23 protein-coding genes and 2 pseudogenes are annotated in these 20869 nt (G+C 67.8%); 8 read left to right on the top strand and 17 right to left on the bottom strand.

Translation table 11 applies throughout. The annotated features are described in order from the left end of the window. From WBL05_RS11070 to cmtR, 7 genes and pseudogenes are all read right to left on the bottom strand, one after another. Positions 1-2113, bottom strand: a 2113-nt coding sequence (locus tag WBL05_RS11070) for a heavy metal translocating P-type ATPase (protein ID WP_424225939.1), incomplete at its 3' end; no start/stop codon positions are given. A gap of 3 nt (positions 2114-2116) precedes the next feature. Then, entirely contained in the window at positions 2117-2344 is a 228-nt protein-coding gene (locus WBL05_RS11065; RefSeq protein WP_424225937.1) for a cation transporter, read from the bottom strand. Positions 2345-2547: 203 nt separating this feature from the next. Further along, positions 2548-3433 (bottom strand): annotated as a pseudogene (locus tag WBL05_RS11060) (fructose bisphosphate aldolase). A 200-nt stretch (positions 3434-3633) separates the two neighbouring features. Continuing rightward, positions 3634-4401: a DUF305 domain-containing protein gene (locus WBL05_RS11055; protein ID WP_424225935.1), complete on the bottom strand. Its 768-nt coding sequence runs from the start codon at positions 4399-4401 to the stop codon at positions 3634-3636. A gap of 80 nt (positions 4402-4481) precedes the next feature. Beyond that, a pseudogene (locus tag WBL05_RS11050) lies at positions 4482-4592 on the bottom strand (AAA family ATPase); the annotation flags it as partial. Positions 4593-4646: 54 nt separating this feature from the next. Further along, a complete protein-coding gene (locus WBL05_RS11045) occupies positions 4647-5243 on the bottom strand; it encodes a cadmium resistance transporter (protein WP_030153505.1) in 597 nt (198 codons plus the stop codon). Continuing rightward, positions 5240-5599, bottom strand: coding sequence for a Cd(II)/Pb(II)-sensing metalloregulatory transcriptional regulator CmtR (cmtR, locus tag WBL05_RS11040; protein ID WP_028708027.1), 360 nt, complete (start codon positions 5597-5599; stop codon positions 5240-5242). The genes WBL05_RS11045 and cmtR overlap by 4 nt, the downstream gene beginning before the upstream one ends. A gap of 690 nt (positions 5600-6289) precedes the next feature. Between cmtR and WBL05_RS11035 the strand changes: the two genes are divergently transcribed. Beyond that, positions 6290-6556 (top strand): DUF2933 domain-containing protein, encoded by a 267-nt coding sequence (locus WBL05_RS11035; protein WP_144276764.1) that lies wholly within the window; start codon positions 6290-6292, stop codon positions 6554-6556. Here the strand turns inward: WBL05_RS11035 and WBL05_RS11030 are convergent. Genes WBL05_RS11030 through WBL05_RS11010 form a run of 5 tightly spaced genes read right to left on the bottom strand, consistent with a single transcriptional unit; the run spans position 6521 to position 11111 of the window. Then, on the bottom strand, positions 6521-7642 hold the full coding sequence (locus WBL05_RS11030) for a HAMP domain-containing sensor histidine kinase (protein WP_424225932.1): 1122 nt from the start codon (positions 7640-7642) through the stop codon (positions 6521-6523). The genes WBL05_RS11035 and WBL05_RS11030 overlap by 36 nt on opposite strands. After that, positions 7639-8343, bottom strand: coding sequence for a response regulator (locus WBL05_RS11025; protein WP_424225929.1), 705 nt, complete (start codon positions 8341-8343; stop codon positions 7639-7641). Before WBL05_RS11025 ends, WBL05_RS11030 begins: the two co-directional genes overlap by 4 nt. A gap of 60 nt (positions 8344-8403) precedes the next feature. Further along, positions 8404-9321, bottom strand: coding sequence for a cation diffusion facilitator family transporter (locus tag WBL05_RS11020; RefSeq protein ID WP_119076083.1), 918 nt, complete (start codon positions 9319-9321; stop codon positions 8404-8406). A 60-nt stretch (positions 9322-9381) separates the two neighbouring features. Continuing rightward, on the bottom strand, positions 9382-10845 hold the full coding sequence (locus WBL05_RS11015) for a multicopper oxidase family protein (protein ID WP_424225927.1): 1464 nt from the start codon (positions 10843-10845) through the stop codon (positions 9382-9384). Next, positions 10842-11111: an SHOCT domain-containing protein gene (locus tag WBL05_RS11010; protein WP_094452552.1), complete on the bottom strand. Its 270-nt coding sequence runs from the start codon at positions 11109-11111 to the stop codon at positions 10842-10844. The genes WBL05_RS11015 and WBL05_RS11010 overlap by 4 nt, the downstream gene beginning before the upstream one ends. Before the next feature lie 232 nt (positions 11112-11343). On the opposite strand from WBL05_RS11010, the gene WBL05_RS11005 reads away from it, so the two are divergent. The 3 genes from WBL05_RS11005 to WBL05_RS10995 all read left to right on the top strand — a co-directional run bounded on the left by WBL05_RS11005 (position 11344) and on the right by WBL05_RS10995 (position 14051). After that, positions 11344-11931, top strand: a complete 588-nt coding sequence (locus tag WBL05_RS11005) for a CueP family metal-binding protein (protein WP_119076079.1) — start codon at positions 11344-11346, stop codon at positions 11929-11931. Between the two features lie 299 nt (positions 11932-12230). Next, positions 12231-13493 carry an IS110 family transposase gene (locus WBL05_RS11000; protein ID WP_424225925.1) on the top strand — a complete coding sequence of 421 codons (1263 nt, stop codon included), beginning with the start codon at positions 12231-12233 and terminating at the stop codon, positions 13491-13493. A 156-nt stretch (positions 13494-13649) separates the two neighbouring features. After that, positions 13650-14051, top strand: a complete 402-nt coding sequence (locus WBL05_RS10995) for a four-helix bundle copper-binding protein (RefSeq protein WP_094452548.1) — start codon at positions 13650-13652, stop codon at positions 14049-14051. Positions 14052-14602: 551 nt separating this feature from the next. Here WBL05_RS10995 and WBL05_RS10990 read toward each other — a convergent pair. After that, positions 14603-14812 carry a hypothetical protein gene (locus WBL05_RS10990; RefSeq protein WP_424225923.1) on the bottom strand — a complete coding sequence of 70 codons (210 nt, stop codon included), beginning with the start codon at positions 14810-14812 and terminating at the stop codon, positions 14603-14605. Here WBL05_RS10990 and WBL05_RS10985 point away from each other — a divergent pair. Beyond that, on the top strand, positions 14796-15335 hold the full coding sequence (locus WBL05_RS10985) for a DNA-binding response regulator (protein ID WP_424225922.1): 540 nt from the start codon (positions 14796-14798) through the stop codon (positions 15333-15335). The two genes, WBL05_RS10990 and WBL05_RS10985, sit on opposite strands and share 17 nt — an antisense overlap. A gap of 359 nt (positions 15336-15694) precedes the next feature. Here WBL05_RS10985 and WBL05_RS10980 read toward each other — a convergent pair whose 3' ends face one another. Together WBL05_RS10980 and WBL05_RS10975 are read right to left on the bottom strand one after the other, a co-directional pair. After that, positions 15695-15820: a hypothetical protein gene (locus WBL05_RS10980; protein WP_424225920.1), complete on the bottom strand. Its 126-nt coding sequence runs from the start codon at positions 15818-15820 to the stop codon at positions 15695-15697. A 61-nt stretch (positions 15821-15881) separates the two neighbouring features. Then, positions 15882-16637: an alpha/beta fold hydrolase gene (locus tag WBL05_RS10975; protein ID WP_424225919.1), complete on the bottom strand. Its 756-nt coding sequence runs from the start codon at positions 16635-16637 to the stop codon at positions 15882-15884. 61 nt (positions 16638-16698) lie between these two features. On the opposite strand from WBL05_RS10975, the gene WBL05_RS10970 reads away from it, so the two are divergent. Next, complete coding sequence (locus tag WBL05_RS10970) at positions 16699-17382, top strand: TetR/AcrR family transcriptional regulator (protein WP_424225917.1); 684 nt, start codon at positions 16699-16701, stop codon at positions 17380-17382. 223 nt (positions 17383-17605) lie between these two features. Here WBL05_RS10970 and WBL05_RS10965 read toward each other — a convergent pair whose 3' ends face one another. Continuing rightward, positions 17606-18340, bottom strand: a complete 735-nt coding sequence (locus WBL05_RS10965; RefSeq protein WP_424225915.1) for an SDR family oxidoreductase — start codon at positions 18338-18340, stop codon at positions 17606-17608. Between the two features lie 66 nt (positions 18341-18406). Further along, positions 18407-19288 carry an aldo/keto reductase gene (locus WBL05_RS10960; protein WP_424225914.1) on the bottom strand — a complete coding sequence of 294 codons (882 nt, stop codon included), beginning with the start codon at positions 19286-19288 and terminating at the stop codon, positions 18407-18409. 154 nt (positions 19289-19442) lie between these two features. Between WBL05_RS10960 and WBL05_RS10955 the strand changes: the two genes are divergently transcribed. Then, positions 19443-20363: a helix-turn-helix transcriptional regulator gene (locus WBL05_RS10955; protein WP_424225912.1), complete on the top strand. Its 921-nt coding sequence runs from the start codon at positions 19443-19445 to the stop codon at positions 20361-20363. A gap of 66 nt (positions 20364-20429) precedes the next feature. After that, positions 20430-20711 carry a dsRBD fold-containing protein gene (locus tag WBL05_RS10950; RefSeq protein ID WP_424225911.1) on the top strand — a complete coding sequence of 94 codons (282 nt, stop codon included), beginning with the start codon at positions 20430-20432 and terminating at the stop codon, positions 20709-20711. Positions 20712-20869: the final 158 nt, after the last annotated feature.

Genomic DNA, 20869 nt, shown 5'->3' with positions numbered 1-20869 from the left:
GGGCGCGCACGCCTTGCCCGGTGACCGAGTCGAACGCGGTGGCCGCTGGCAGGTCTAGGCTGCGCCCGGTGGCCCCGGCGACGATCGCCGCGGCCAGCGGGTGCTCGGAGGAGCGCTCCACCGCCGCCACCAGGATCAGCAGCTCGGTCTCGGTGAATCCTTCGGCGGGCAGGACGTCGGTCAGTGCGGGGGCGCCCTGGGTGATCGTGCCGGTCTTGTCCAGCACCACCGTGTCCAGCTTGTGCGCGGTCTCCAGCGCCTCGGCGGAGCGGATGAGGACGCCGTGGGTGGCGCCCTTGCCGGTGCCGACGGTGATCGACAACGGGGTGGCCAGCCCCAGCGCGCAAGGGCAGGCGATGATGAGCACCGACACCGCCGCCACCAGCGCGAACACCAGCGCCGGGGCCGGCCCGACCAGCGCCCAGACCACGAACGTCCAGATCGCGATGCCGATGACCGCGGGCACGAAATAGCTGGACACCTTGTCCACCAGCCGCTGGATCGGGGCCTTGGAGCCCTGCGCCTCCTGGACCAGTCTGATGATCTGGGCCAGCATCGTGTCCGCCCCGACCTTGGTGGCGGTGTACCGGAACGCGCCGGTGTGGTTGATCGTGGCCCCGATCACCGTGTCACCCACGGTCTTGGTCACCGGGATCGGCTCCCCGGTCACCATCGACTCATCCACCGCCGAGCTGCCCTCCACCACCTCGCCATCGACCGGCAGCTTCTCGCCCGGACGGACCACGACCACGTCCCCGACGACGACGTCCTCCAAACCGACCTCGACCTCATCCCCGCCGCGGACCACCCGGGCGGTGCGCGGCTGCAGCCCGATCAGGGCCCGGATCGCCTCCCCGGTGCCGGCCTTGGCCTTGGTCTCCAACCAGCGGCCCAGCAGGATCAAGGTCAAGATCACTCCGACCGCCTCGTAGTACACCTCGCGGGCCTCGTCGGGAACCGCGCCGGGGGCGAAGGTCACCACCAGGCTGTACCCGTAGGCCGCGATCGTGCCGAGGGTGATCAGGGAGTTCATGTCCGCGGTGCGGTGTGACAGTGCAAGCCATCCGGTCTTGTGGATAGGCCAGCCGGTGTAGACAAACACCGGGGTGATCAGCGCCAGCTGCACCCACGGGTTCAGCAACGCCTCGGGCACCCAGGGCGCCGCGAAGAACTCGTGGACCATCACCGCCAGCAGCACCGGCAGCGTCAAGACGGTGCCGACGATGACCCGGAGGCGCAGATCCCTGATCTCCGCATTCCGTTCCCGCGCCTCGGCGTCCTCGCCTGGCGTCGCTGGCGAAGTGTGCGCCACGCGGTCACCGGTGCCGCTGTGCCGGGCATCGTCGCGGTCCCGGTCGTTGTGGTCACCGACGTCTATGGCCCCGTGCAGCATCTCCATCCCGCAGGTAACCTCGTGGCGGCCCTCCCCCAGGGCCGGCAGCTCGACAGTGGTCGTTGCGAAGGCGGGCACCTCCACGTCCACCCCGAGGTCGGCGACCACGAACCGTTCCGAGCACGCCGCCTGCTCCTGGCGGGTCAGCTCCAGCCTGGTGGGCACACCGGGGGCGAGCCGCACGGTGTCGGGGTGGTAGCCGCCGCGGATCGTGACCTGCGCCACCTGCACCCCGTCATCGATCCGGACGCCGGGCGCTGGCTCGGTCGGCACGTCAGTGACCAGCCGGGGTCGGTCGGCCACCGCGACGGCCGTCTCGGTCGGGGCCATCGTAGTGGGTCCGGGCCGGGCCACCACCCGCACGCGCCCGTGGAGCATGTTCATCCCGCAGGCGAATGTGTACTCCCCGGGCGCCTCGGGTAGGAACTGCACCGCCGTCTGGGCGTTCGCGGGCAGCGTCTGATTGATCTTGAAGTCGGGGAAGACCACCCGCGAGGAGCACTCGCCGCTCTCTTGGCGGTCGAACACCAGCCGCACCGGCACTCCCGGCTGGACCTCGATCAGGTCCGGGCTGTAGCCGCCCTTGACGGTGACGGTCACTTCCTGGACGCCATCGGCCACCTCGGCCCGGCGGGACTTCTTCGGCCCGAAGAAGTACCAACCCAGCAGCACCGTCACCGCCAGCGCCGCACCCACCACCAGCCAGTCATTGAGATTCACCGCTCACACCTCCGACTCACGCACTGTCACGGTGAAGCCCCCGGTTCGCAGCGCCCCGCGCACACCCTCGATGTCCGGGGCAGGGGCGCCGACCACGGTCAGGGAATACGCGTCCGCGGTGCGGTTCATCGTCGCCTCGTCGACACCCGTGAGGTCGAGGACCTTCCCGAGCACCTCGCCGATGCAGGCTCCGCACGTCAGGCCCTCGACCTCATACGTCGCCCTGCTCATCTGCGGTCTCCTTCCACTACCCGATACCGGTAGGTGGTATCGCTCTTCCATGTAACGCCGGGTGTGGTGGGGCTTTGGCGATGAAACAGTCAAGATTCGATGAAGACGCCGTCGTGCCTTGGCGGACGTGCGAGGTGCGGCGATGATGCTGGCCCCTCTCCCGCGCCAGCTGCGTCCCGGCGCTCGCCCCGCCGCGGCTGCGGTCAGGTACGCGATGCGTCGGCGATCGATTCGATCGCCTCGTCCAGAACGGCGTCGAATTCTTCGTCGGTCTGGTCGATGGCCAGGCCCTCGGTCAGCGCGCGGGAAAAGCTGGCAATCACCCCGTGATTTCGAGCCAGTCGGGCAGTGGCCTGGGCCCGGGTGTAGCCGCCGGACAGCCCCCGCACGCGAACCACCCGCGGATGGGCGACGAACTCCTGATAGAAGTCGTCGACCTCGGGCAGAGTCAGCTTCAGGATGATTGCCTGGTCCTGGCCCAGCCGCTCCAGTTCGGTGCGGATACTCGTGCGGAGTTGCCTTTCCACCTCGGTCTTGCGGGGGCTGTGGATGTCCACATCGGGCTCGGCGATGGGAACCAGACCGGCACGCAGGATCTGCCGGGCGAGGGTGAACTGTTGGACGAGGGCCTGGGTCAGGCCAGCACCGGGGAGATGGATGAACGAGCGCATCTTCGTGCCGAAGCATCTGCTCGCCGCGGCGCGGGCCAGCAGGGCGTCCAGGTCGGGGATCGGCTTCATGAGTTGGGCGCCGTCAGTCTCGGCGGCCAGGCCCCGATCGATCTTGAGGAACGGGACGATGCCTTTGACCGTCCGCAGGTACTCGGCTGTCCGGACTCCCTCGATGTCCCGGTCCATGGTGTCCTCGAACAGGACGGCCCCGATCACGCGGTCGCCGTCGAAAGCCGGACTCGTGATGATCCGGGTGCGCCATCTGGTGCACCCGGTCGAACATCTGACGTTGGCCGGAGTAGGCGTCCTTGCCGATGCCGTACAGTCCCAGCGCCTTTGGCGTGCTGCCCCCGCTCTGATCCAGGTCCGCGACGAATCCGGTGCCGGTCCTGAGTCTTTCGGCCTGATCCATGTCCATACGTTCGGTTCCTCGTGTTTCTCCTCTTCGTTCGGCGAATCCGTTGCCGCAATTCGCTCGTTGTCGATGGCCAGCCACAGGAAGTGCTCCCTGTGCGTTGAAGGTCACCGAACTTGATGATGCCGCCGCCTGGCGGGGTGGGCGGCGGCCCGCCTTGGGGTTGTGGGGGAGGGGGCGGACCGCCGCCGGCCGAGGGGCGGTCAGAGGGTCTGGTGTAGCTGCTCCATCTCGGCGATCTCGGCCTGCTGGTCGTCGATGATCTTCTGTGCGAGTTCGCGCGCCTGGGGATTTTGCCCGTCGGTGAGCTCGTCTTCGGCCATGGTTACAGCGCCCTCATGATGAGCGATCATCAACTCCAGGAACCGCCGGTCGAACTCGGTCCCGGACAGTCCTTCGAGTTCGGCCATGGCTTCCTCCTGGCTCATCCCATCCATGTCCATGCCGCCGTGACCTTCCATGTCGTCCATCGGCGTGGTGGTCTCACCCCAGGCTTCCAGCCAGGAGGTCATCTGCTCGATCTCTGGCCCCTGGGCGGCGGAAATGCCCTCGGCCAAGGTCCGGACCTTCTCCAAGGCGGCCCGTTCCACGGCCAGGTCGGCCATCTCGATGGCGCCCTCGTGGTGGACAATCATCATCTGCGCGAACATTGTGTCGGCGTCATTGTGGGCCTGATCGATCTCTCCCTCACCGGCCGGTCCGCTGGTCTGCGTCCCACCCGGCTCCTGGGTCACGGTTCCGGTCCCGGTTGGCTCAGCCTGGTCCTGCGGACTTCCGCAGGCGGCTAAAGTCAAGGCGACGGCAAGCGCGCTGGCGCCAGCGGCGAGGCGGGAGGTGCTCTTCACAGGGAACTGCTCCTTAAAGATGGCTACGTAGGGTTCCGTCTGAGTGAAGCAAGAAACACGGGAGCTGCTTCCAGCCGGGCGGGCGATCTTCATCACCTCTTCATCGAATTCGGTCGAGACCTTCATGACGCCCGCGATCGAAGGGGTCGCCTGTGGCTTGCGCCGTTAAATGGCGGGGTTCTGTAGGTGATATGTGGCGGGCCCGGTCAACTGACGCCGATGACGAGAGTGCTGGCGGCGGCTTCGATGACGTCGTTGGTGATGGTGTCGAGTTCGTTGATCTTCAGGACGCGCTCGATCTGGGGGAAGAGTCGTTCCTCCCTATACCGGAGCGTCGAGCCTGGCGACCTCTCTCGTTCGCTTTGGCTCCGTCAGAGACCGAACGCTCCTCCGCTGACGAGGATGACGATGCCGAGGCCGATCAGGACGATGGGGAACAGGATGTGTTCCCAGCGCTCGAGGACTTCAGCGATCGGCGGCCGGGTGGCAACGAACTTGGCGACTACGACCAGGACCGCGACGAGCGCGAGGAAGACGAGGCAGTAGGCGACCACTGCGATGGGTTCCACGCTGAGGAAGACGGGGACATAGACGCCGATGTTGTCTCCGCCGTTGGCGAAGGTGACTCCTGCGACGGTCCACGCGCTGACCTTCGTGCCCGTGACCTTGGCGTCATCGTCGTCATCGTCTCCGCGCCAGGCTTGCCATGCAGCCCAGAGACCGAGGGCCAGGGGGATGAGCCCGAAGTACGGGATAGCTGCTGAGGGCAGGAATGCTCCGGCTCCGATAGTCACCAGCACAGCGGCACCGAGGATGCAGGCGAACCCCACGTACTGGCCGACCAAGATGCGGGTGGTCGTCCCGCGTTGGCCCGCGCCGCGGGCGAAGAACAAGGAGAGCACGATGATGTCGTCGATGTTGGTCGCGATGAACAGGCCGATTGCCTGCAGGACCGCAGCCAGGATCACGCGCCGGCCTCTGCTGCGTCGCATCCGTGCACCGAGCAGGCAGGATCGATGCACGGGGCGTTCTCGTCAACCGCGAGGGTGACGTCAACCAGGGCGGTCAGCGCCTGCGTCAGGTGGGGATCGGCGATCTCGTAGCGCGTCTTGCGGCCCTCGGGTTCGGCAGCAACGATGCCGCAGTCGCGCAGGCACGCCAGATGATTGGACACGTTGGAGCGTGTGAGGTCCAGATCGCGGGCCAGCTCTGCCGGGTAGGCCGGCCGGTCGAGCAGCGTCAGGATGATCCGGGACCTGGTCGGGTCGGCCAGCGCGCGGCCCAACCGGTTCATCACGTCCAGGCGAGAAGCAATGGTCAGCATGCGCTGAATTATACAGCGAGGACTGAAGTGGTTTTACGCAGCCCGGAGTCGCTAAGCGTGCGAACGAGGCTGTGTCAGTTGGGGATCGACCCACGGGACGATTCGCCCGATCATCAGGGAACTCACGAAGCGGCGACAGAACCCCGCCACATAACGGCCAAGGCCACAGGGTCGCCGCGTGACCCGCCCGCCGCGGGTACGCCGGCCAGCCGACCACCAGTGAGCGTTTGCGACCGAACCCGGAAGATGACCGGACACCTCGGGTGGCCGCACCAACCCCGGTCGTGCGCCTCCTCGGCCCGGGTCGTGGAGCATCGCTCGCGTGGGTTCGGAAATCCTGGACCTCCGGGATATCCAGGACCAGTGGCGAGCCGCTCATGCGGAAGTCTTCGGCGGAGGCAGGAGGCAACGAGGCGCTGTCGGTCGGGCGTGGACTGGATTCCGTCCTGATTCGCCAGCGGACATCGGCCTCGGCCGAACCGGGGCGGAGGCTTCAGGGTTTCTTCGTCATTCCTCTACCCGAAGCACCGGCGACGTGCCTGAGGGTGGGCCTTGAACGAGGAGGAGCGGACATGGAATCCACCATCTGGTTGACGCTCACGGCGGTCGTCCTGCTCTATGTCACGCTCGGCATCTGGGCCGTGGCGACGATTTTCCCCGTCCGCGCCGACGATCAAGGAGAAGCATCCCATGCACACCAACCACCGTTCGCACCTGCTCGGCATGCTAGGGATCGCTGCGCTGGTCGTGTTGGCCCTGCTCGCCGCAGGCCGCTCGCTCGGTGAAGCGCTCCCACTGGCTGCCCTGCTCGCCTGCCCGCTGATGATGATCGGCATGATGTTCATGGGCCACGGCGCCCATGGTCACGCACACCGGGGCGGTGATGCCCCACCACCGGCCGAGCACCCCTCGGCAGACCGCTCACCCGGTGACGGTAGCGAATCCGCCCGCCGGTAGCGTCACGGTGAACGTGGCGCCCCGGCCTGGCCCCGCGCTGGTGGCGTTGACTGTTCCGCCGTGGGCGCGGACGATGGCGTCGACGACCGCGAGCCCGATCCCGGACCCGCCGTGGGCGCGGTCCCGGGCCGTGTCGGCCCGGTAGAACCGGTCGAACAGGTGGGGCAGGTGTTCGGCGGTGATGCCCTCTCCGTCGTCGGTCACCCGGAGCACGACGGTCGATCCCTGTCGGTCCGCGCTCAGCTCCACCCTCCCGCCGACCGGCGTGTGCCGCATGGCGTTGTCCAACAGGTTGGTCAGCACCTGCGCGAGCCGGTCGGGGTCGGCGTCCACCCGGGCTTGCGCCGCTGCGGCTGAGACCGCGCGTTCCAGTTGGACGCCGCGCTCCAGGTAGCGAGCCTGCGCCTCGGCGTGCGCCGCGGCGAGCAGGGCGGTGACGGTGACCTCCCGACGGTGCATAGCTAGCCCGCCCTCCTGTGCCGTGGTCACCAGCGCGATGTCTTCCCCGAGCCGGGACAGGCGGGCGACCTGGTCCCGCAGTAGCGTGATCGTCTCTTCGTCGGCGTCGTGCACCCCGTCCAGGATGGCTTCGAGGTACCCGTCGAGGGTGGCCAGCGGGGTGCGCATCTCGTGGGCGAGGTCCCCCAGCATCCGGGTGCGAGTTACCTCGACCTCCGCCAGGTCCGCCGCCATGGTGTTGAACGCCTCGGCCAACTCGTCAAACTCCCGGCCAAGCCCCACCCGGGGCACGCGAGCGGAATGATCGCCGGCTGCCACGCGGTGGGCGGCGTCCGTGGCCGCCAGCAGAGAACTGTTGACCCGCCTGGCAAGGAACAGGCTCACCATGACAGAGGCGATCAGCGCGGCCAGCAACGCCCCGGCCAAGGAGAGTGCCGAGGCGGACTGGAAGGCCTCCTCGGCATGTTGGACGACCCCCGGCTCACTTGCCTGACCTTGGATCATGTGGTCATGGAAGATTGCGGGGCCGACGGCGGCCACGACCACCCAGGCCGTCGCCCACCCCACGAACACGACCACCGCTGTCGCGGCGAGCAGCCGCGCAGCCAACCCCGACAGACCTCTCATCCGCCGCTGCCCATCCGGTACCCCACCCCGCGCACGGTCTTGATGAAGACCGGGTCGGCGGGGTCATCGCCGAGCTTGCGCCGCAGATGCCCGATGTGCACGTCCACCAGGTGTTCATCGCCCACCCAGCCCTCACCCCAAACCGCCTCGATGAGTTGACGCCGAGCGAAGACCATCCGCGGTCGGGCCGCCAACGCAGCCAGCACGTCGAACTCCGTGCGGGTCAGTTCCACCGGCTCTCCGTTCAGGTGGACCTCGCGGGCGGGGGTGTCCACCGTCAGGGCACCGAACTGTCTGGCCTGCGCATCCGGGTCAAGGCTCGAACGCGGGCGGCGCAGCATGGCCCGCACCCGGGCGAGGAGTTCACGCGGGCTGAACGGCTTGGTGACATAGTCGTCGGCGCCCACCGACAGGCCGATGAGCTTGTCGACCTCTTCCACCCGCGCCGTGAGCATGACGATGTAGCAGTCAGAAAAGGTGCGCACCGTGCGGCAGACCTCGACCCCGTCGATCCCGGGCAAGCCGAGGTCGAGGACGATCACGCCCGGGTCCAGCTCCCGAGTCAGGTTGATCGCCTCGCGACCGCTGCCCGTCGTTTCGACCTCGAACCCGTCCCGCTCGAAGTAACTCGCCACCAGTCTCGCCAACGGCGCCTCGTCATCCACCACGAGCACGCGCGGCAGGCCATCCACCGAAATCATGCCCCTATTCTCCCAAAGAGCGCGCCAACCCGTCGGCGAGGCCATCCGCAGGGTGGTGGGCTATCTGGTGATGTCGATGTCTGTGGCGTTTTCTTGGCTCGGGCAGGTTTGTTCGAGCTGGAGGGTGGAGAAGTAGACGTCGAAGCGGTCCTGGAGCAGGGCGGTGGCCTGGTGCAGGACCCGGTCGCCGGTCGCAGGCAGGTCGGGCACGCGTAGGTGGGCGGAGAAGACGGTGCGCCCGGAGGTGATGGTCCAGGCGTGGACGTGGTGGACGTCGGCCACCCCATCCAGATCCCGCAGTTGTGCGGTCGCCTCGTGTACGTCGAGGTGCTCGGGGGTGCCTTGGAGCAGGACGCGCATCGCCGAGCGCAGGATGGTCCAAGATGCCCACAGCAGCACCAGCCCGAAGGCCATCCCCAACAGGGGATCGATCGCCAGGAACCCGGTCAACTGGATCACCACCGCGGAGACGATAATGATGAGGCTGCCGACGAAGGTCTGCAGGATATGCCAGAACGCGCCCTTGAGGTTCAGGTTGGTCTTCTGGCGTTGGTAGAGCAACCAGAAGGCGATCAGTTCGGTGACGATGCCGCCCGCGGCCACCCAGAGCATCACCGTGGTGGGCAGCTCGATCGGGTCGGCCAGGCGCATCGCCCCCATCCAGAACACGTATCCGGCCATGACGACCAGGAAGACCCCGTTGAACAGCGCCCCGAGAATCTCCGCGCGTCCCCATCCGAACGTCTCTCTGCCGGTGGCCGGACGCTGGCTGAGGCGTTGGGCGACCAGTGCGATGAGCACGCCACCGACGGCCGAGAAGGTGTGGAACGCATCGGAGAGCACGGCCACCGACCCCGACCACAGCCCCACGATCAGCTCGATGACGAAGTACACCCCGGTCAATGCCCCGGAGATCCGCAACGCGCGGCGATCTCCGTGGGCGGGGACGTGCCCGCCTGCGGCGTGGTCATTACTCATGCATTCTCCTGCTCGTCACTCATGCATTCTCCTGCTCGTCGGGACCGGGGTGTCCTGTGGTCAGCGGGCCTCGACGCTGGCCATCATGCCGGCGTCCTCATGGTCGAGGATGTGGCAGTGGTAGACGCTGCGCCCCGGGTGGCGGGCGAAGTCGACCAGGACCCGCACCTGGCCTTGGGCCGGGACGTTGACGACATCGCGCCGGGCCGGCTCGTTGACCGGTTGCCCGCCGGTCTCGATGAGCTGCATGGGCCACACGTGCAGGTGGAAGGGGTGGTCCATGGTGGTGGGGTTGGCGATCACCCACTCTTCGACTGTCCCGGCGCTTACCTGCTGGTCGAGCCGGTCGGCGTCGAAGGCGCGCCCGTCGAACCCGAGATCCATCATGTCCCGGCCGGGGCCCATCATCGACCCCATGGTCATCGTGAACGCGATCTCCCGCTGCCGGGCGACGGGCTTCTCGCGCAGATCCGGGACCGGCGGAGGGTCCGGCACCGGGCCTGGGGCGGCAACCTCGTCCCCGGTGACGGTGAGTATGGCCAGGGTGCCGGGCCCGGACAGGCCGCTGCCGCCCATCATTCCCATCCCGCCGCGGTCGTGACCCAAGGTGCGCAACTCGCTGGTTCCGGCGCGCAAGTTGACCAGCAGGTCCGCGCGGTTGCCAGGCGCCAGCAGTACGTCGGCCACCTCTCGCGGAGCCGGTTCGCGGCCGCTGTCGATACCGAGCAACTCCAGACCCTGTTCGGGCAAGCTCAGGCGCAGGTAGCGGGAGGTGCACGCGTTGACCACCCGCCAGCGTTCCCGCTGCCCGGGACGCGCCGACAGCTGCGGCCGGTGTTGGCCGTTGACCAGCACCAAGTCCCCTTCGCGGCCCATCATCACCTCCGGGCCCGAGACCGAGGCGACCTGCCCGTCCGCAGTCAGCGAGAGGTCCGAAACGACCAACACCCGGTCCCGGCCGACCGGCACCTGATCGCCCTCGACGATCAGGGCACCGTACAGGCCGCCGAACAGCTGATCGGCGACCGTGCCGTGCCGATGCGGGTGATACCAGAACACCCCAGGAGGATGGTCCGCGGGCAGATCGAAGCGGTAGTCGAAGACCTGCCCAGGTTCGATGGACAGGAACGGGTTGTCCCCGTTGTCCTGCGGGGAGACCTCCAGTCCGTGGGTGTGCAGGTTGGTCGGGATGTCCAGCTCGTTACGCAGCCGCACCTCGATGCGATCCCCGGGCCGGACCAGCCAGGTCTGACCGGGCACCGTGCCGTTGTAGGTCAGCACCCGGGCCCGCCGCCCAGCGACGGTCGACTCCTGGCGGGCGGCGACCAGTTCGACCCGCAGCACCCCGCCCCAGCTGCGCAGCACCTCCGGCTCCACCAGGGACCCTCCGCCGCCCCCGATCGAGCTGGAGCGCGGGGCTAGCCAGGGCAAGCCGCTCCACGACAACCCCACCCCACCGACCAGGACGCCGAAGCCGCCGAGCATGCCGAGCCGGAGCGCCTCCCGCCGAGTGATGGGCCTCACGCCTCAGGCCTCCCCGGCTCGTCCAGGCGCCGGCGGCGCTCGTCGTACTCGGTGTCATCGATCTCCCCACGGGCGTATCGCTCGTCGAGCACCTCCCGGGCCCGACTCCGCCCTGATCTGTGCACCTCGTCGGACCGCCGATCGCGACCGCTCAGCAGCCGGACCAGGACCACCATCAGCACGACCAGGCCCACGACAAACAGCGCCAGGAAAAGCCAGCCCCAGACCATGCCCCACCCGCCCATGTGGCCCCAGTTCCAACCCATACCTCACCTCCATCACTCAGTGCCCGCTCCGGACCGGGATCACAGGATGCACCGGGGGATTGGTCGTCCCCTCGATCCCAGTGGACATCGGTGACATCCGACATGTGCGGAGAACCTCCCGATCGAGTCAAGCAGATCGGCCCGCCGAGGCCCCGCCCCGCCCGTCGATCTTCATCGAATCTTCAACGCTCGACCACACTCAGGTCGGTGGGCCTGCCACAGAATGCGTTGTATGAAACGACCCGTGATCCTCCTTGCCGCGTTCGCCTTGGTGCTCGCCGGATGTTCCACCACCCCCGACGCGAGCCCGACGGCCAGCCCCCCAGCCAACACCGCCGCGCAGGCCGACTTTCTCGCGGCGCACGACCTCGATGGCATGGACGGGCAGCAGATCGTCGACCACCTCGACCGGATGCCCGTGGCCGAGCGGCCGACTGACCTCATGGCATCCGTGCGCGCGGACCAGCTTGTCCTCGCCGATGTTGAGCAGGAGGTCATGGTCCCGCTGGCAGAGGACCGGTTTTATCTATCCGTGGCGCCCTACGTCGATCAGACCCACGAGTGCTACTACCACTCTCTGACCACGTGTCGCGGCGAGCTGGCCAACGAGGACATCGGCGTGCGCATCGTCGACGAGACCGGCGAGGTCCTCGTCGATGAGCAGGCCACCACGTTTGACAACGGCTTCGTCGGGTTCTGGCTTCCGCGCGAGGTCGACGGCACCATCGAGGTCACCTATGACGGGCGCACCGGCCAGAGCCCGTTCTCAACCCGCGAGGACGGGGCGACCTGTTTGACCACACTCCGGATTGACGCCTGAGTATGAGACGCACCGCGGTCAGCGGGGACGGGCACCGCAGAGCCCGCGCCGGCAGACGCCGATTTCACAGAGATGATGGATTCGGCTCCGGCGCCGGCGTGACCCGAAATTACACGGACGCCGTTCGCGGCTGTCTTTTTGTGGATCTGTCCGTCGACGCCGGGGTCGCTGCGGGCCGGGCGGGCACATGACTTGATAGGAGCCTGACCGGGAAGTCGTCTCACCTTTGTGCTGTCTGCACTCACCCGACCCGCGGTGACGTTCATCACCGTTGGAAGGGAATCCCGTCAATGACGAGCATGACACTCGACCCGCCGCTGCCCAACCCGCTGTCTCCAGCGGTCGAGCTGGTCGCCGGCGTCGATACGCACAAGAACACGCATCACGTCGCGATCCTGGATCTCGTCGGCAGACCCGTCGCCGACCGTGAGTTCCGCGCTGATGGTCGCGGCTACGCGCAGGTCATCGCGTTCCTCCGCGCGCACGGCGACGTCGTGCGCGTCGGCGTGGAGGGCACAGGCTCCTACGGGGCTGGTCTCTCACGCGCGCTGAACGCCGCGGGGCTGACCGTCGTCGAAGTCGCACGGCAGGACCGGCAAGCTCGGCGGCGTCGAGGCAAGTCCGACCCGCTCGACGCGCACCAGGCTGCTGTCGCCGTGCTCGCCGGCACCGACACCGCGATTCCGAAGACTGGTGACGGGGCAGTGGAGTCGATGCGGATCCTGCTGGCAGAGCGACGCTCCGCGGCGAAGGCCAGGGCGCAGGTGATGAACCAGATCCATGCGCTGCTGATCACCGCGCCCGAGCTGGTGCGACAAGCGTTCCGGGCCCTCAGCGGGCAGCGACTGGTGACCACGCTCGCCAAGACCAGGCCCGGAGCGATCGCGTCCCCCGATCCCGAGGTCGTCGCCCGCCAGACGCTACGGCGGTTCGCGGTCCGGCACCTCACGATGCAAGCCGAGATCGACCTGATCGAACACCAGCTTGAGCTGCTCGTCCGGCAGGTCAACCCCACACTGCTGTCTCTGAGCGGAGTCGGTCCCGTCACTGCGGCGACGCTCCTGGTCGCCGCGGGCGACAACCCTGAGCGGCTGGGGACCCGCGCGAGCTTCGCCGCTCTCGCCGGCGTCGCCCCGATCCCCGCCTCGTCCGGACAACGCACGCGGCACCGGCTCTCTCGCGGCGGCAACCGGCACGCCAACGCCGCCCTGCACCGGATCGTGCTTCTACGCATGCGACACCGCGAGCCTCGAACGATGGCCTACTTCGAACGGCGCCGCGCGGAGCAGCTCACCGACCGCGACATCATGCGCTGTCTCAAACGGCACGTCGCGAACGAGGTCTACGCCGCCCTGCTCAACCCCGCCACCGACAACCCAGCCGGGCGCGAGCTCAGAGCCCGCCGACAAGCGATCGGCATCCCGATCAGCGTCCTCGCCGCCACTCTCGGCGTCCCCTACCAGCGGCTACGACGACTCGAGATCGGCACCCGCGCCGACCCCGACCTCGAAGCTCGAGCGACCGCCGTCCTGGAACGAATCAGCCCACCACTGGCCGCTTGACAGCAATAGGAGCATCCATCCTGATGGACCCCCGTTTTTCATGGAACCTTCATCGATTCACCGGCGTATCACCCATCGTGACGCCGTAGCGTCAGAAGGACCCTGCGGCGCCCGGTCCGCTCCGGCGTCGCACCCAATCACATGAGGGAGCAAGCCATGAAGACCGCCGAGATGATGAACACCTACCCGGCCGCGATCAACCTCGACCGAGACCTGCTCGCCCGCACCGTCGACGCACTCGTGGCGTGCGCCCAGGCATGTACGGCCTGCGCCGATGCCTGCCTGAGCGAGGAGATGGTGGCCGACCTGCGCAAGTGCATCCGCACTAACCTCGACTGCGCTGACATCTGCGCCACCACCGCCCGAGTCCTGTCCCGGCATACCGGCTACGACGCCAACCTCACCTGCGCCCAACTCCAGGCCTGCGCCCAGGCCTGCAAGTCCTGCGGCGACGAGTGCGAGCAGCACGCCGGCCACCACGAACACTGCCGCATCTGCGCCGACGCGTGCCGGGCCTGCGAACAAGCCTGCAACGAACTGCTCGCCGCCATCGGGTAACCCGTCGCCACCGACCGCTCGCCACTCAAGACGTGGGGGGCGTCCAGCGTCACCGGGCGGGCGGGCCAAGGGCATCCCAAATGTTGAGCGACGCCGCGTGCGCTTCCAAGCCACATGGCGCCATCGGAGGCCGTAGCCGCCAGCTTGAGCATTCACGGAGTCAGAGGAATACATGCAGAGCGCGCGGTCGGGCATGGCGCCCGGCCCGCCGAGGTGCTTGCTACCCGATTCGACCAACTGGCCTCGGGGAGGACTGCACCGGTGTGCTGCTCAGCCTCCAGCTACGGTCGTGCCCTTGGGATCAGGGATGCACTGCGTTCGCCAACGCGTAGCCGCAACTGGAGGCATGCGGGAGTGACCCTGCCTGAGGTCAGCGTCGACGACACCGACTGCCGGGCGCAGATCGACCGGCTCCTCCAGGACGAGCAGATCTCCCTCTGCACCCGTGTCGGTGACACGCTCTTATCCCGCCACGGGCTGAGCGATCCATTTAGCTGGATCGGGGGGGGCGCCGCATGTGGGTCGGCGCGGACGCCGGGGGGTGAGCTCCGCTACTCGTTGTCCCCGCCGGTGTCGGAGCCGGGCGCGCCCGAACCCTGGGTGTTGTCGCCGTCCTGCACGACCCACTGCGTCACCTCGGGGAGGTCCTGGCCGTGCTTGCGGGTGTGCTGGCGGGCGCGTACTCGGGAGTCGAGCATCTCTTGGCGCAGGGACGACTCCCGCTCGGCCAGACCCACCCGGTCGATGCTGGAGGACGACATCCGGGTGGCGGGCACCGCGCGCGACGGTGAGGAGGCCGTGCGCCTGGTCGAGGCGCTGCGGCCCGACGTCCTGCTGACAGACATCGAAATGCCGACGATGACGGGGCTCGAGGTCGCCGAGGAGGTCCGACGCCGCGGCCTTGCGACCCGGGTAGTCATCCTGACCACGTTCGCCCGCACCGGGTACCTTCGGCGGGCGCTCGACGCCGGCGCCGTCGGCTACCTGCTCAAGGATGCACCCGCCAGCACCCTCGCCCAGGCCGTCCGCGACGTGCATGCCGGAGGCCGAGCCGTCGATCCTCATCTCGCCGCCAACGCGTGGGGCGAGCCGGACCCGCTCACCGACAGGGAGCGGCAGGTTCTGCGCCTGGCGGGCGACGGGCTCGGCAACGGCGAGATCGCCGGGCAGCTCCACCTGTCCGAGGGCACGGTGCGCAACTACCTCTCCAATGCGATGCACAAGCTCGGAGCCTCCAACCGAGGCGCGGCGGCCCGACAGGCGCAGGATCGGGGATGGCTGTGAATCGGGTTACTCGTACATCGCTTCGATCCCGAGCCCGGCTGTCTCGTCCATGTGCTCACGCGCCAGGTCTGATCAGCTCCGGCGGCCCACGTGTTCCTGGCTGCCATTGATCGAACAGCGTTTTGGCCCTGCCCCGACTTGCCGTCGACGACGTGCTTGCCGGCGGTTGCCCCCGGGTTGCCCCGGGAATGCAATGCAGGGCACGAGCGGTCTCCACGAATCTCGTGAAATGCCTTGTCGCTTTCCGCCGCGAGGATCGCCCCTGCCGTCTTGCGCACCCGTTCCCCGGTGGCCTGCACGACCTCGGCCGGGCTCTTGTCCTTCACCGACCCCGCCCAGCCCGAGACGTAAGGGATGGTCTACGAGCTGGCGTCCATGCCCTGCGCGGCGCCGATCATCAGCGCCACCGACTCCGCCTGGACCTCGCCGATCCCACGATGACCTGACGCGTCGGGGTTGTTGGGTCCGTGCAGCGGGTCGCGCATCCATCTCAAGCGTCTCCGCCAACGGTGTGTGCCATATTCGGTCGGTGAGCGTGAGCAGGTACTACGCGTGGACGAGTGCATCGAGACGGTCGACGAGCGCGCGGGGGTCAATCCCGTGCCATCCGCCCGGCTCCCGCCAGACCGTGGCGGAGAGCCGGTCCGCCAGCCGATCGCTCATCTCGGTGATCTCGCCGGGTGATCCGTCACTGACGATCAGATGAACCGGCGTCCGGACGCCCGCAAGTACGTCGTCGTTCACATGGGCGAGGTCGATGTCGACAAGAAGCGTGGGAGCCGCGCGGACAACAGTCGGCCATACCTCCGACTCAACAAGACCCTGCAGGATCTCCTCCGGCACACCCGTGGCTTCGTAGAAAGCCCGCACCGCACCCTCGTTGTCACCTGATTCAACGGCGGTCCGTACCCGTTCTCGCAGGCCACTCTCATCGACCGCCTCATCGACAGCCGGTTCCACCAGCACCAGGAGGGGGACGTCCAGCAGTGCTGCTGCATGGAGGACGAGCGCTGCGCCCGAGGAGAAACCCACCACGGCCCGAATGTCTCCGACCTCGGCCACCACAGCTGCCAGGTCGTCGACCTCGCGGCCCACCGACAGGTCGGTCGTCAAGGGGTTTCGGCCGCGTCCGCGGCGGTCGTAGGTAACGACCTCGAACCGCTCGGCCAACACTTGAACCGCCTCTTCCATCGGTCGCATCGAAGACGATCCCAGTGCCGGGTCGACCCAAAGGATCCGCGAGCCCGACCCGGCCGACTCGTACGCCAGCGCGTATCCGTCGTTATCGATGTGGCGCGTCATCTCGTCTCCTCCATGTTGTACTCGATAGTACAGTTCCTGCTCGAACTGTACTATCGAGTACATGTCCACGGCAACCGCTTCTGTGAGCGCCCGAAAGCGTGCCGCCATCCTTGACAGTGCGCGCGAGACGTTCCTCCGGAAGGGCTTCACCAATGCCAATCTCGATGACATCGCCGCGCTCGCTTCGGTGTCGAAGATGACGATCTACAGCCACTTCGGCTCGAAGGACGAGCTGTTCCGTCAAGTCATCGAGGCGATCATCACGCAGCGCTCCGCTGCTGGCCCGCCCCTCGACGCGGCCATCCCCGCAGACGAACTGGCGGTGTCCTTGCGCGCCATCGCCGCCGACATCGTCAGAACCGTTAGGCATCCCGACGTGGTTGGGATACGCCGGGTGCTCATCGCCGAGCAGCCACGACACCCCGCCCTGGCAGCGAAGTGGCGCGGGTCCACCGTCTTGGCGACGATCACTGAACTCGCGGACCACTTCCGGGCCCTTCAAGAGCGGCGACTTCTCATCGCCGGCGACCCGAAGACCCTCGCCACACATTTCCTCTGGATGCTCATCGGCGACAGCCTCGACGCCGGGCTCCTCGATCCTGCCGAGCCGCCCACCCGTCCTCCGGCGGACGTCGCCGACGAGGTGGTGCGAACCTTCCTCTGCGCTTATGGCGACCGTCACAACAGCTCGCGAGGAACGGGCCGAAAGGGGGGAGACGATGATGACCCGAGTCGTCGGAACTGACTCCCTCAGCGCGAGCACCTCCGCGTCCATGTCGAGCTCGGTCTCGACACCATCAATGCGGGCCTCAGCGCCATGTACAGCGGCGAGCGGCGCATCGGTAACACGGTCCTCGGCCTGCTGCTGCTGTTGCTGGTCGTGTTCAAGATCGGCAAGTACCGGCGTCCGTTCCGCGCACCCGCGGCCGAGACCTGGAGTCCGGTTCGCCGATCGACGCTCGGTCGCCTCAGAGGGCTTGGTCGGCAGGACGGAGGAGGATCTCATTGATCGCCAGGTGGCGCGGCCGGGACAGCGCGAAGGCGATGACCTCGGCGACCTCCTCGGGCTTGACGGTCGCCTGGTCGTAGCCCTTCTGGACGGCCTGGCGGGTCTCGGCGTGAGTGATGTGCGTGGGTAGTTCGGTGTCGACAACACCGGGCTCGATCAGCGTCACCCGTACGTTCGGCAGCAGTTCCTGGCGCAGCGACTCCGACCAGCCGTTGATGCCCCACTTCGTGGCGGCGTACACGCCGTTGCCGGCGCGGGCCACCCGTCCGGCGACGGAGGAGATGTTCACGATGTCGCCGCCGCCGTCTTTGAGCTGGTCGAGGAAGACCTCGGTCGCGGTGATCGCGCCGAGCAGGTTGGGCTCGATCATCGCCCGGTAGTCGGCGTGCTGCTCGGTCAGGAACGGGCCGAGCAGCATGATGCCGGCGTTGTTGACCAGCACGCCCGCGCCGCCCAGCTGGTCGTGCACGAGCGTGCTCGCGGCGAGGAGCTGCGCGCGGTCGGTGACGTCGGCCGGAATCGCGATGGCCCGGTCGCCGAGCTCGGCGGCGAGGGCCTCGATCCGGTCGAGCCGACGCGCCAGGAGCGCTACTTGGTATCCGTCGGCGTGCAGGGCGCGGGCGGTGGCTGCGCCGATGCCGGAGGAGGCGCCGGTGATGACCGCGACGCGGGCGGTGTTGTGAGTGTTCGTCATCTGGGTCCATCTGTTGGGTTCAGTCGGTGGTGAGGCCGGCAATGTAGTTCTTCTTCGCGTCTGTGCTCAGGCCTCGGGGATCTCGCGGCCGTAGTTCTCCAGGGTGATCGAGGTCGGCTCGGGACCACTGCGCACCCCGGTGTCCAGCGCGTCGATCGCGGCGAGCTCGTCGCCGGTGAGCTCGAAGTCGAACACGTCGAAGTTCTCCGCGATGCGGGCGGGCTTGACCGACTTCGGGATCGCCGAACGACCCTGCTGGAGGTGCCAGCGCAACATCACCTGCGCCGGGGACTTGCCGTGAGCGTCCGCGATCTGACCGATCGTCTCGTTCTCCAGGGTGCTCTTCTGCCCCGCACCGTAGATCGTCACACCGCCGATCGGGGACCATGCCTGGGTGAGGATGTCGTGCTCGGCGTGCAGGGCCTGCAGCTCCCGCTGCTGGAAGTATGGGTGCACCTCGATCTGGTTCACCGCCGGTACGACCTCGGTTTTCTCCAGCAGTTCGGTCAGGACCTCTGGCATGAAGTTCGACACGCCGATGGCGCGGACCCTCCCGTCTGCGTACAGCTTCTCCAGCGCCCGGTACGCGTCCAGGGTGAGCTCGAACCTGGAGGTGAGGGGCTGGTGCAGCAGGAGCAGGTCGATCTGGTCGACGCCCAGCTTGCGCGCCGACTTCTCGAACGAATGCAGCGCCTGGTCGTAGCCGTAGTCGCTGATCCACAGCTTTGTCTGGATGAACACGTCATCGCGGGTCAGGCCGGAGGCGCGGAACGCGTCACCGACGCCGCGCTCGTTCGCATACGCGGCCGCGGTGTCGACGAGCCGGTAGCCGACACGGAAGGCCTCCGCGACCGCCGTGGCGGTCTGGTCGGCGGGGGTCTGGAAGACGCCGAAGCCCAGCGCGGGCAGCTCGACGCCGTTGTTCAGGGTGAGAGTCGTTGTTGTCATGCTGCCACGCTAAGTCCGAGGCACCACCAGGTGGGAGTCACCAGTCTTATCCCCCAGGAACCCGATTCCACAGGGCGGTTCACAATCAGACGCGGAAGTGGGGGATAACGCCAGTATCTCCCAGACGACAGGGGAGGCCCGTAGCCTTGAGGCCATGGACAACAAGCGCGAGGTGCAGGAGTACCTCACCGCCCTGCGCGCCCGGCTCACCCCGGAAGCCGCCGGATTGACCGTGTTCGGTGGGGAGCGCCGGGTGCCCGGCCTGCGGCGGGAGGAGGTTGCCCAACTCGCCGGGATCTCCACCGTGTACTACACCCGCATGGAACGCGGAGACCTCTCTGGCGTCTCCGAGTCCGTCCTCTACGCCCTCGTCCGCGCCCTGCAACTGAACGAGGCCGAGACCACGCACCTGTTCGACCTCGCGCATGCGGCCTCAGCACCTCGCCCACGCTCGAGGAGCCAGGCCGACCCGAGGATCTCCGCTCGGCTGGCCCTGATGATGGAGACCATGCGCGACGTGCCCGCGATCTGCCTCACCCGGCTCGGGGACCCTGCGGCGTCGAACGCGCTCGGACGCGCTCTGTTCCCGCACTTGTTCCCAATGGGGCGGCCACCGCTGAACCACACCCGCTACCTCTTCCTCGACCCTCGCTCGCAGGAGTTCTATCCCGACTGGGAGACCAGCGCCCGGGAGACGGTCTCGTCGCTGAGGCTGATGGCCGGCCAGGACCCCGCCGACCGCGCGCTGATGAGCCTGGTGGGAGAGCTCTCCACTCACAGCACCGAGTTCCGCACCTGGTGGAGCGGCCACACCGTCCGCCTGCACAGCAGCGGCACCAAGCGGATCAACCACCCCATCGTCGGCGAGCTGACCATCGGCTACGACGTCCTGACCATCCAGGCCACCCCCGGTCTCAAAAACACCACCTACCTACCGGAACCAGGCACTCCCTCCGCCGACGCCCTGGACATCCTCCACAGCTGGGTCGCAAGCCAAGAGCGGGACAGCCTTGCACATTACGGGCACGTCCGGGCTCGGCTTGGCAAGGGAGATCTCGCAGAAGGCGCCCACTGAGCCAGAGGCCATTGCCGGAGCGCTGGGCCAGGGAGCACAGTGGAGGCACGAGAAAGGGGAAGTGCCATGACCCACACCTGGAACGTGTCGATTGAGTTGTTCACCAGCGGCGACGCCGGTTCTGCTGAACACGTCACGGCCGCCCGTGCGGTCCTGACGACGACGGCGGGCAGGGAGCTCGAGGGCTACGGCCGGGCCAAGCTCAACCCGGAGGATAAGGACGTGCCCGAGATCGGGGAGGAACTGGCCGCTGCCCGCGCGCTGCGAGAGCTGGCGGACCGGTTGCTGCGCGCCACCTCCGATGACATCTCGGCCGTCGAGCACCAGAAGATCCGCCTGGCTCGCTGACCGTGCGCGCCTGGGTGGTGGACCGGCCGGGTCCGATGGCGACCGGGCCGCTCCGCCCGGTCGAGTTGCCCGACCCCGAGCCGGGGCCCGGTCAGGTGCGGCTGCGAGTGGAGGCATGCGGTGTTTGCCGCACCGACCTGCACCTCGCGGAGGGCGAT

The sequence above is a fragment of the Brooklawnia sp. genome, from assembly GCF_049651565.1.
GTDB lineage: Bacteria > Actinomycetota > Actinomycetes > Propionibacteriales > Propionibacteriaceae > Brooklawnia.
The sequence above is the reverse complement of the archived record's forward strand: the minus strand, read 5'-3'. Positions and strand labels throughout refer to the sequence as shown.

Coding starts and splice junctions, on each gene's coding strand:
- WBL05_RS11065 (WP_424225937.1), bottom strand. CDS start 2,344: ATGAGCAGGGCGACGTATGAGGTCGAGGGCCTGACGTGCGGAGCCTGC.
- WBL05_RS11055 (WP_424225935.1), bottom strand. CDS start 4,401: ATGAAGGTCTCGACCGAATTCGATGAAGAGGTGATGAAGATCGCCCGC.
- cmtR (WP_028708027.1), bottom strand. CDS start 5,599: ATGCTGACCATTGCTTCTCGCCTGGACGTGATGAACCGGTTGGGCCGC.
- WBL05_RS11035 (WP_144276764.1), top strand. CDS start 6,290: ATGCACACCAACCACCGTTCGCACCTGCTCGGCATGCTAGGGATCGCT.
- WBL05_RS11030 (WP_424225932.1), bottom strand. CDS start 7,642: ATGAGAGGTCTGTCGGGGTTGGCTGCGCGGCTGCTCGCCGCGACAGCG.
- WBL05_RS11025 (WP_424225929.1), bottom strand. CDS start 8,343: ATGATTTCGGTGGATGGCCTGCCGCGCGTGCTCGTGGTGGATGACGAG.
- WBL05_RS11020 (WP_119076083.1), bottom strand. CDS start 9,321: ATGAGTAATGACCACGCCGCAGGCGGGCACGTCCCCGCCCACGGAGAT.
- WBL05_RS11010 (WP_094452552.1), bottom strand. CDS start 11,111: ATGGGTTGGAACTGGGGCCACATGGGCGGGTGGGGCATGGTCTGGGGC.
- WBL05_RS11005 (WP_119076079.1), top strand. CDS start 11,344: ATGAAACGACCCGTGATCCTCCTTGCCGCGTTCGCCTTGGTGCTCGCC.
- WBL05_RS11000 (WP_424225925.1), top strand. CDS start 12,231: ATGACACTCGACCCGCCGCTGCCCAACCCGCTGTCTCCAGCGGTCGAG.
- WBL05_RS10995 (WP_094452548.1), top strand. CDS start 13,650: ATGAAGACCGCCGAGATGATGAACACCTACCCGGCCGCGATCAACCTC.
- WBL05_RS10985 (WP_424225922.1), top strand. CDS start 14,796: ATGCTGGAGGACGACATCCGGGTGGCGGGCACCGCGCGCGACGGTGAG.
- WBL05_RS10990 (WP_424225923.1), bottom strand. CDS start 14,812: ATGTCGTCCTCCAGCATCGACCGGGTGGGTCTGGCCGAGCGGGAGTCG.
- WBL05_RS10980 (WP_424225920.1), bottom strand. CDS start 15,820: ATGCGCGACCCGCTGCACGGACCCAACAACCCCGACGCGTCAGGTCAT.
- WBL05_RS10975 (WP_424225919.1), bottom strand. CDS start 16,637: ATGACGCGCCACATCGATAACGACGGATACGCGCTGGCGTACGAGTCG.
- WBL05_RS10970 (WP_424225917.1), top strand. CDS start 16,699: ATGTCCACGGCAACCGCTTCTGTGAGCGCCCGAAAGCGTGCCGCCATC.
- WBL05_RS10965 (WP_424225915.1), bottom strand. CDS start 18,340: ATGACGAACACTCACAACACCGCCCGCGTCGCGGTCATCACCGGCGCC.
- WBL05_RS10960 (WP_424225914.1), bottom strand. CDS start 19,288: ATGACAACAACGACTCTCACCCTGAACAACGGCGTCGAGCTGCCCGCG.
- WBL05_RS10955 (WP_424225912.1), top strand. CDS start 19,443: ATGGACAACAAGCGCGAGGTGCAGGAGTACCTCACCGCCCTGCGCGCC.
- WBL05_RS10950 (WP_424225911.1), top strand. CDS start 20,430: ATGACCCACACCTGGAACGTGTCGATTGAGTTGTTCACCAGCGGCGAC.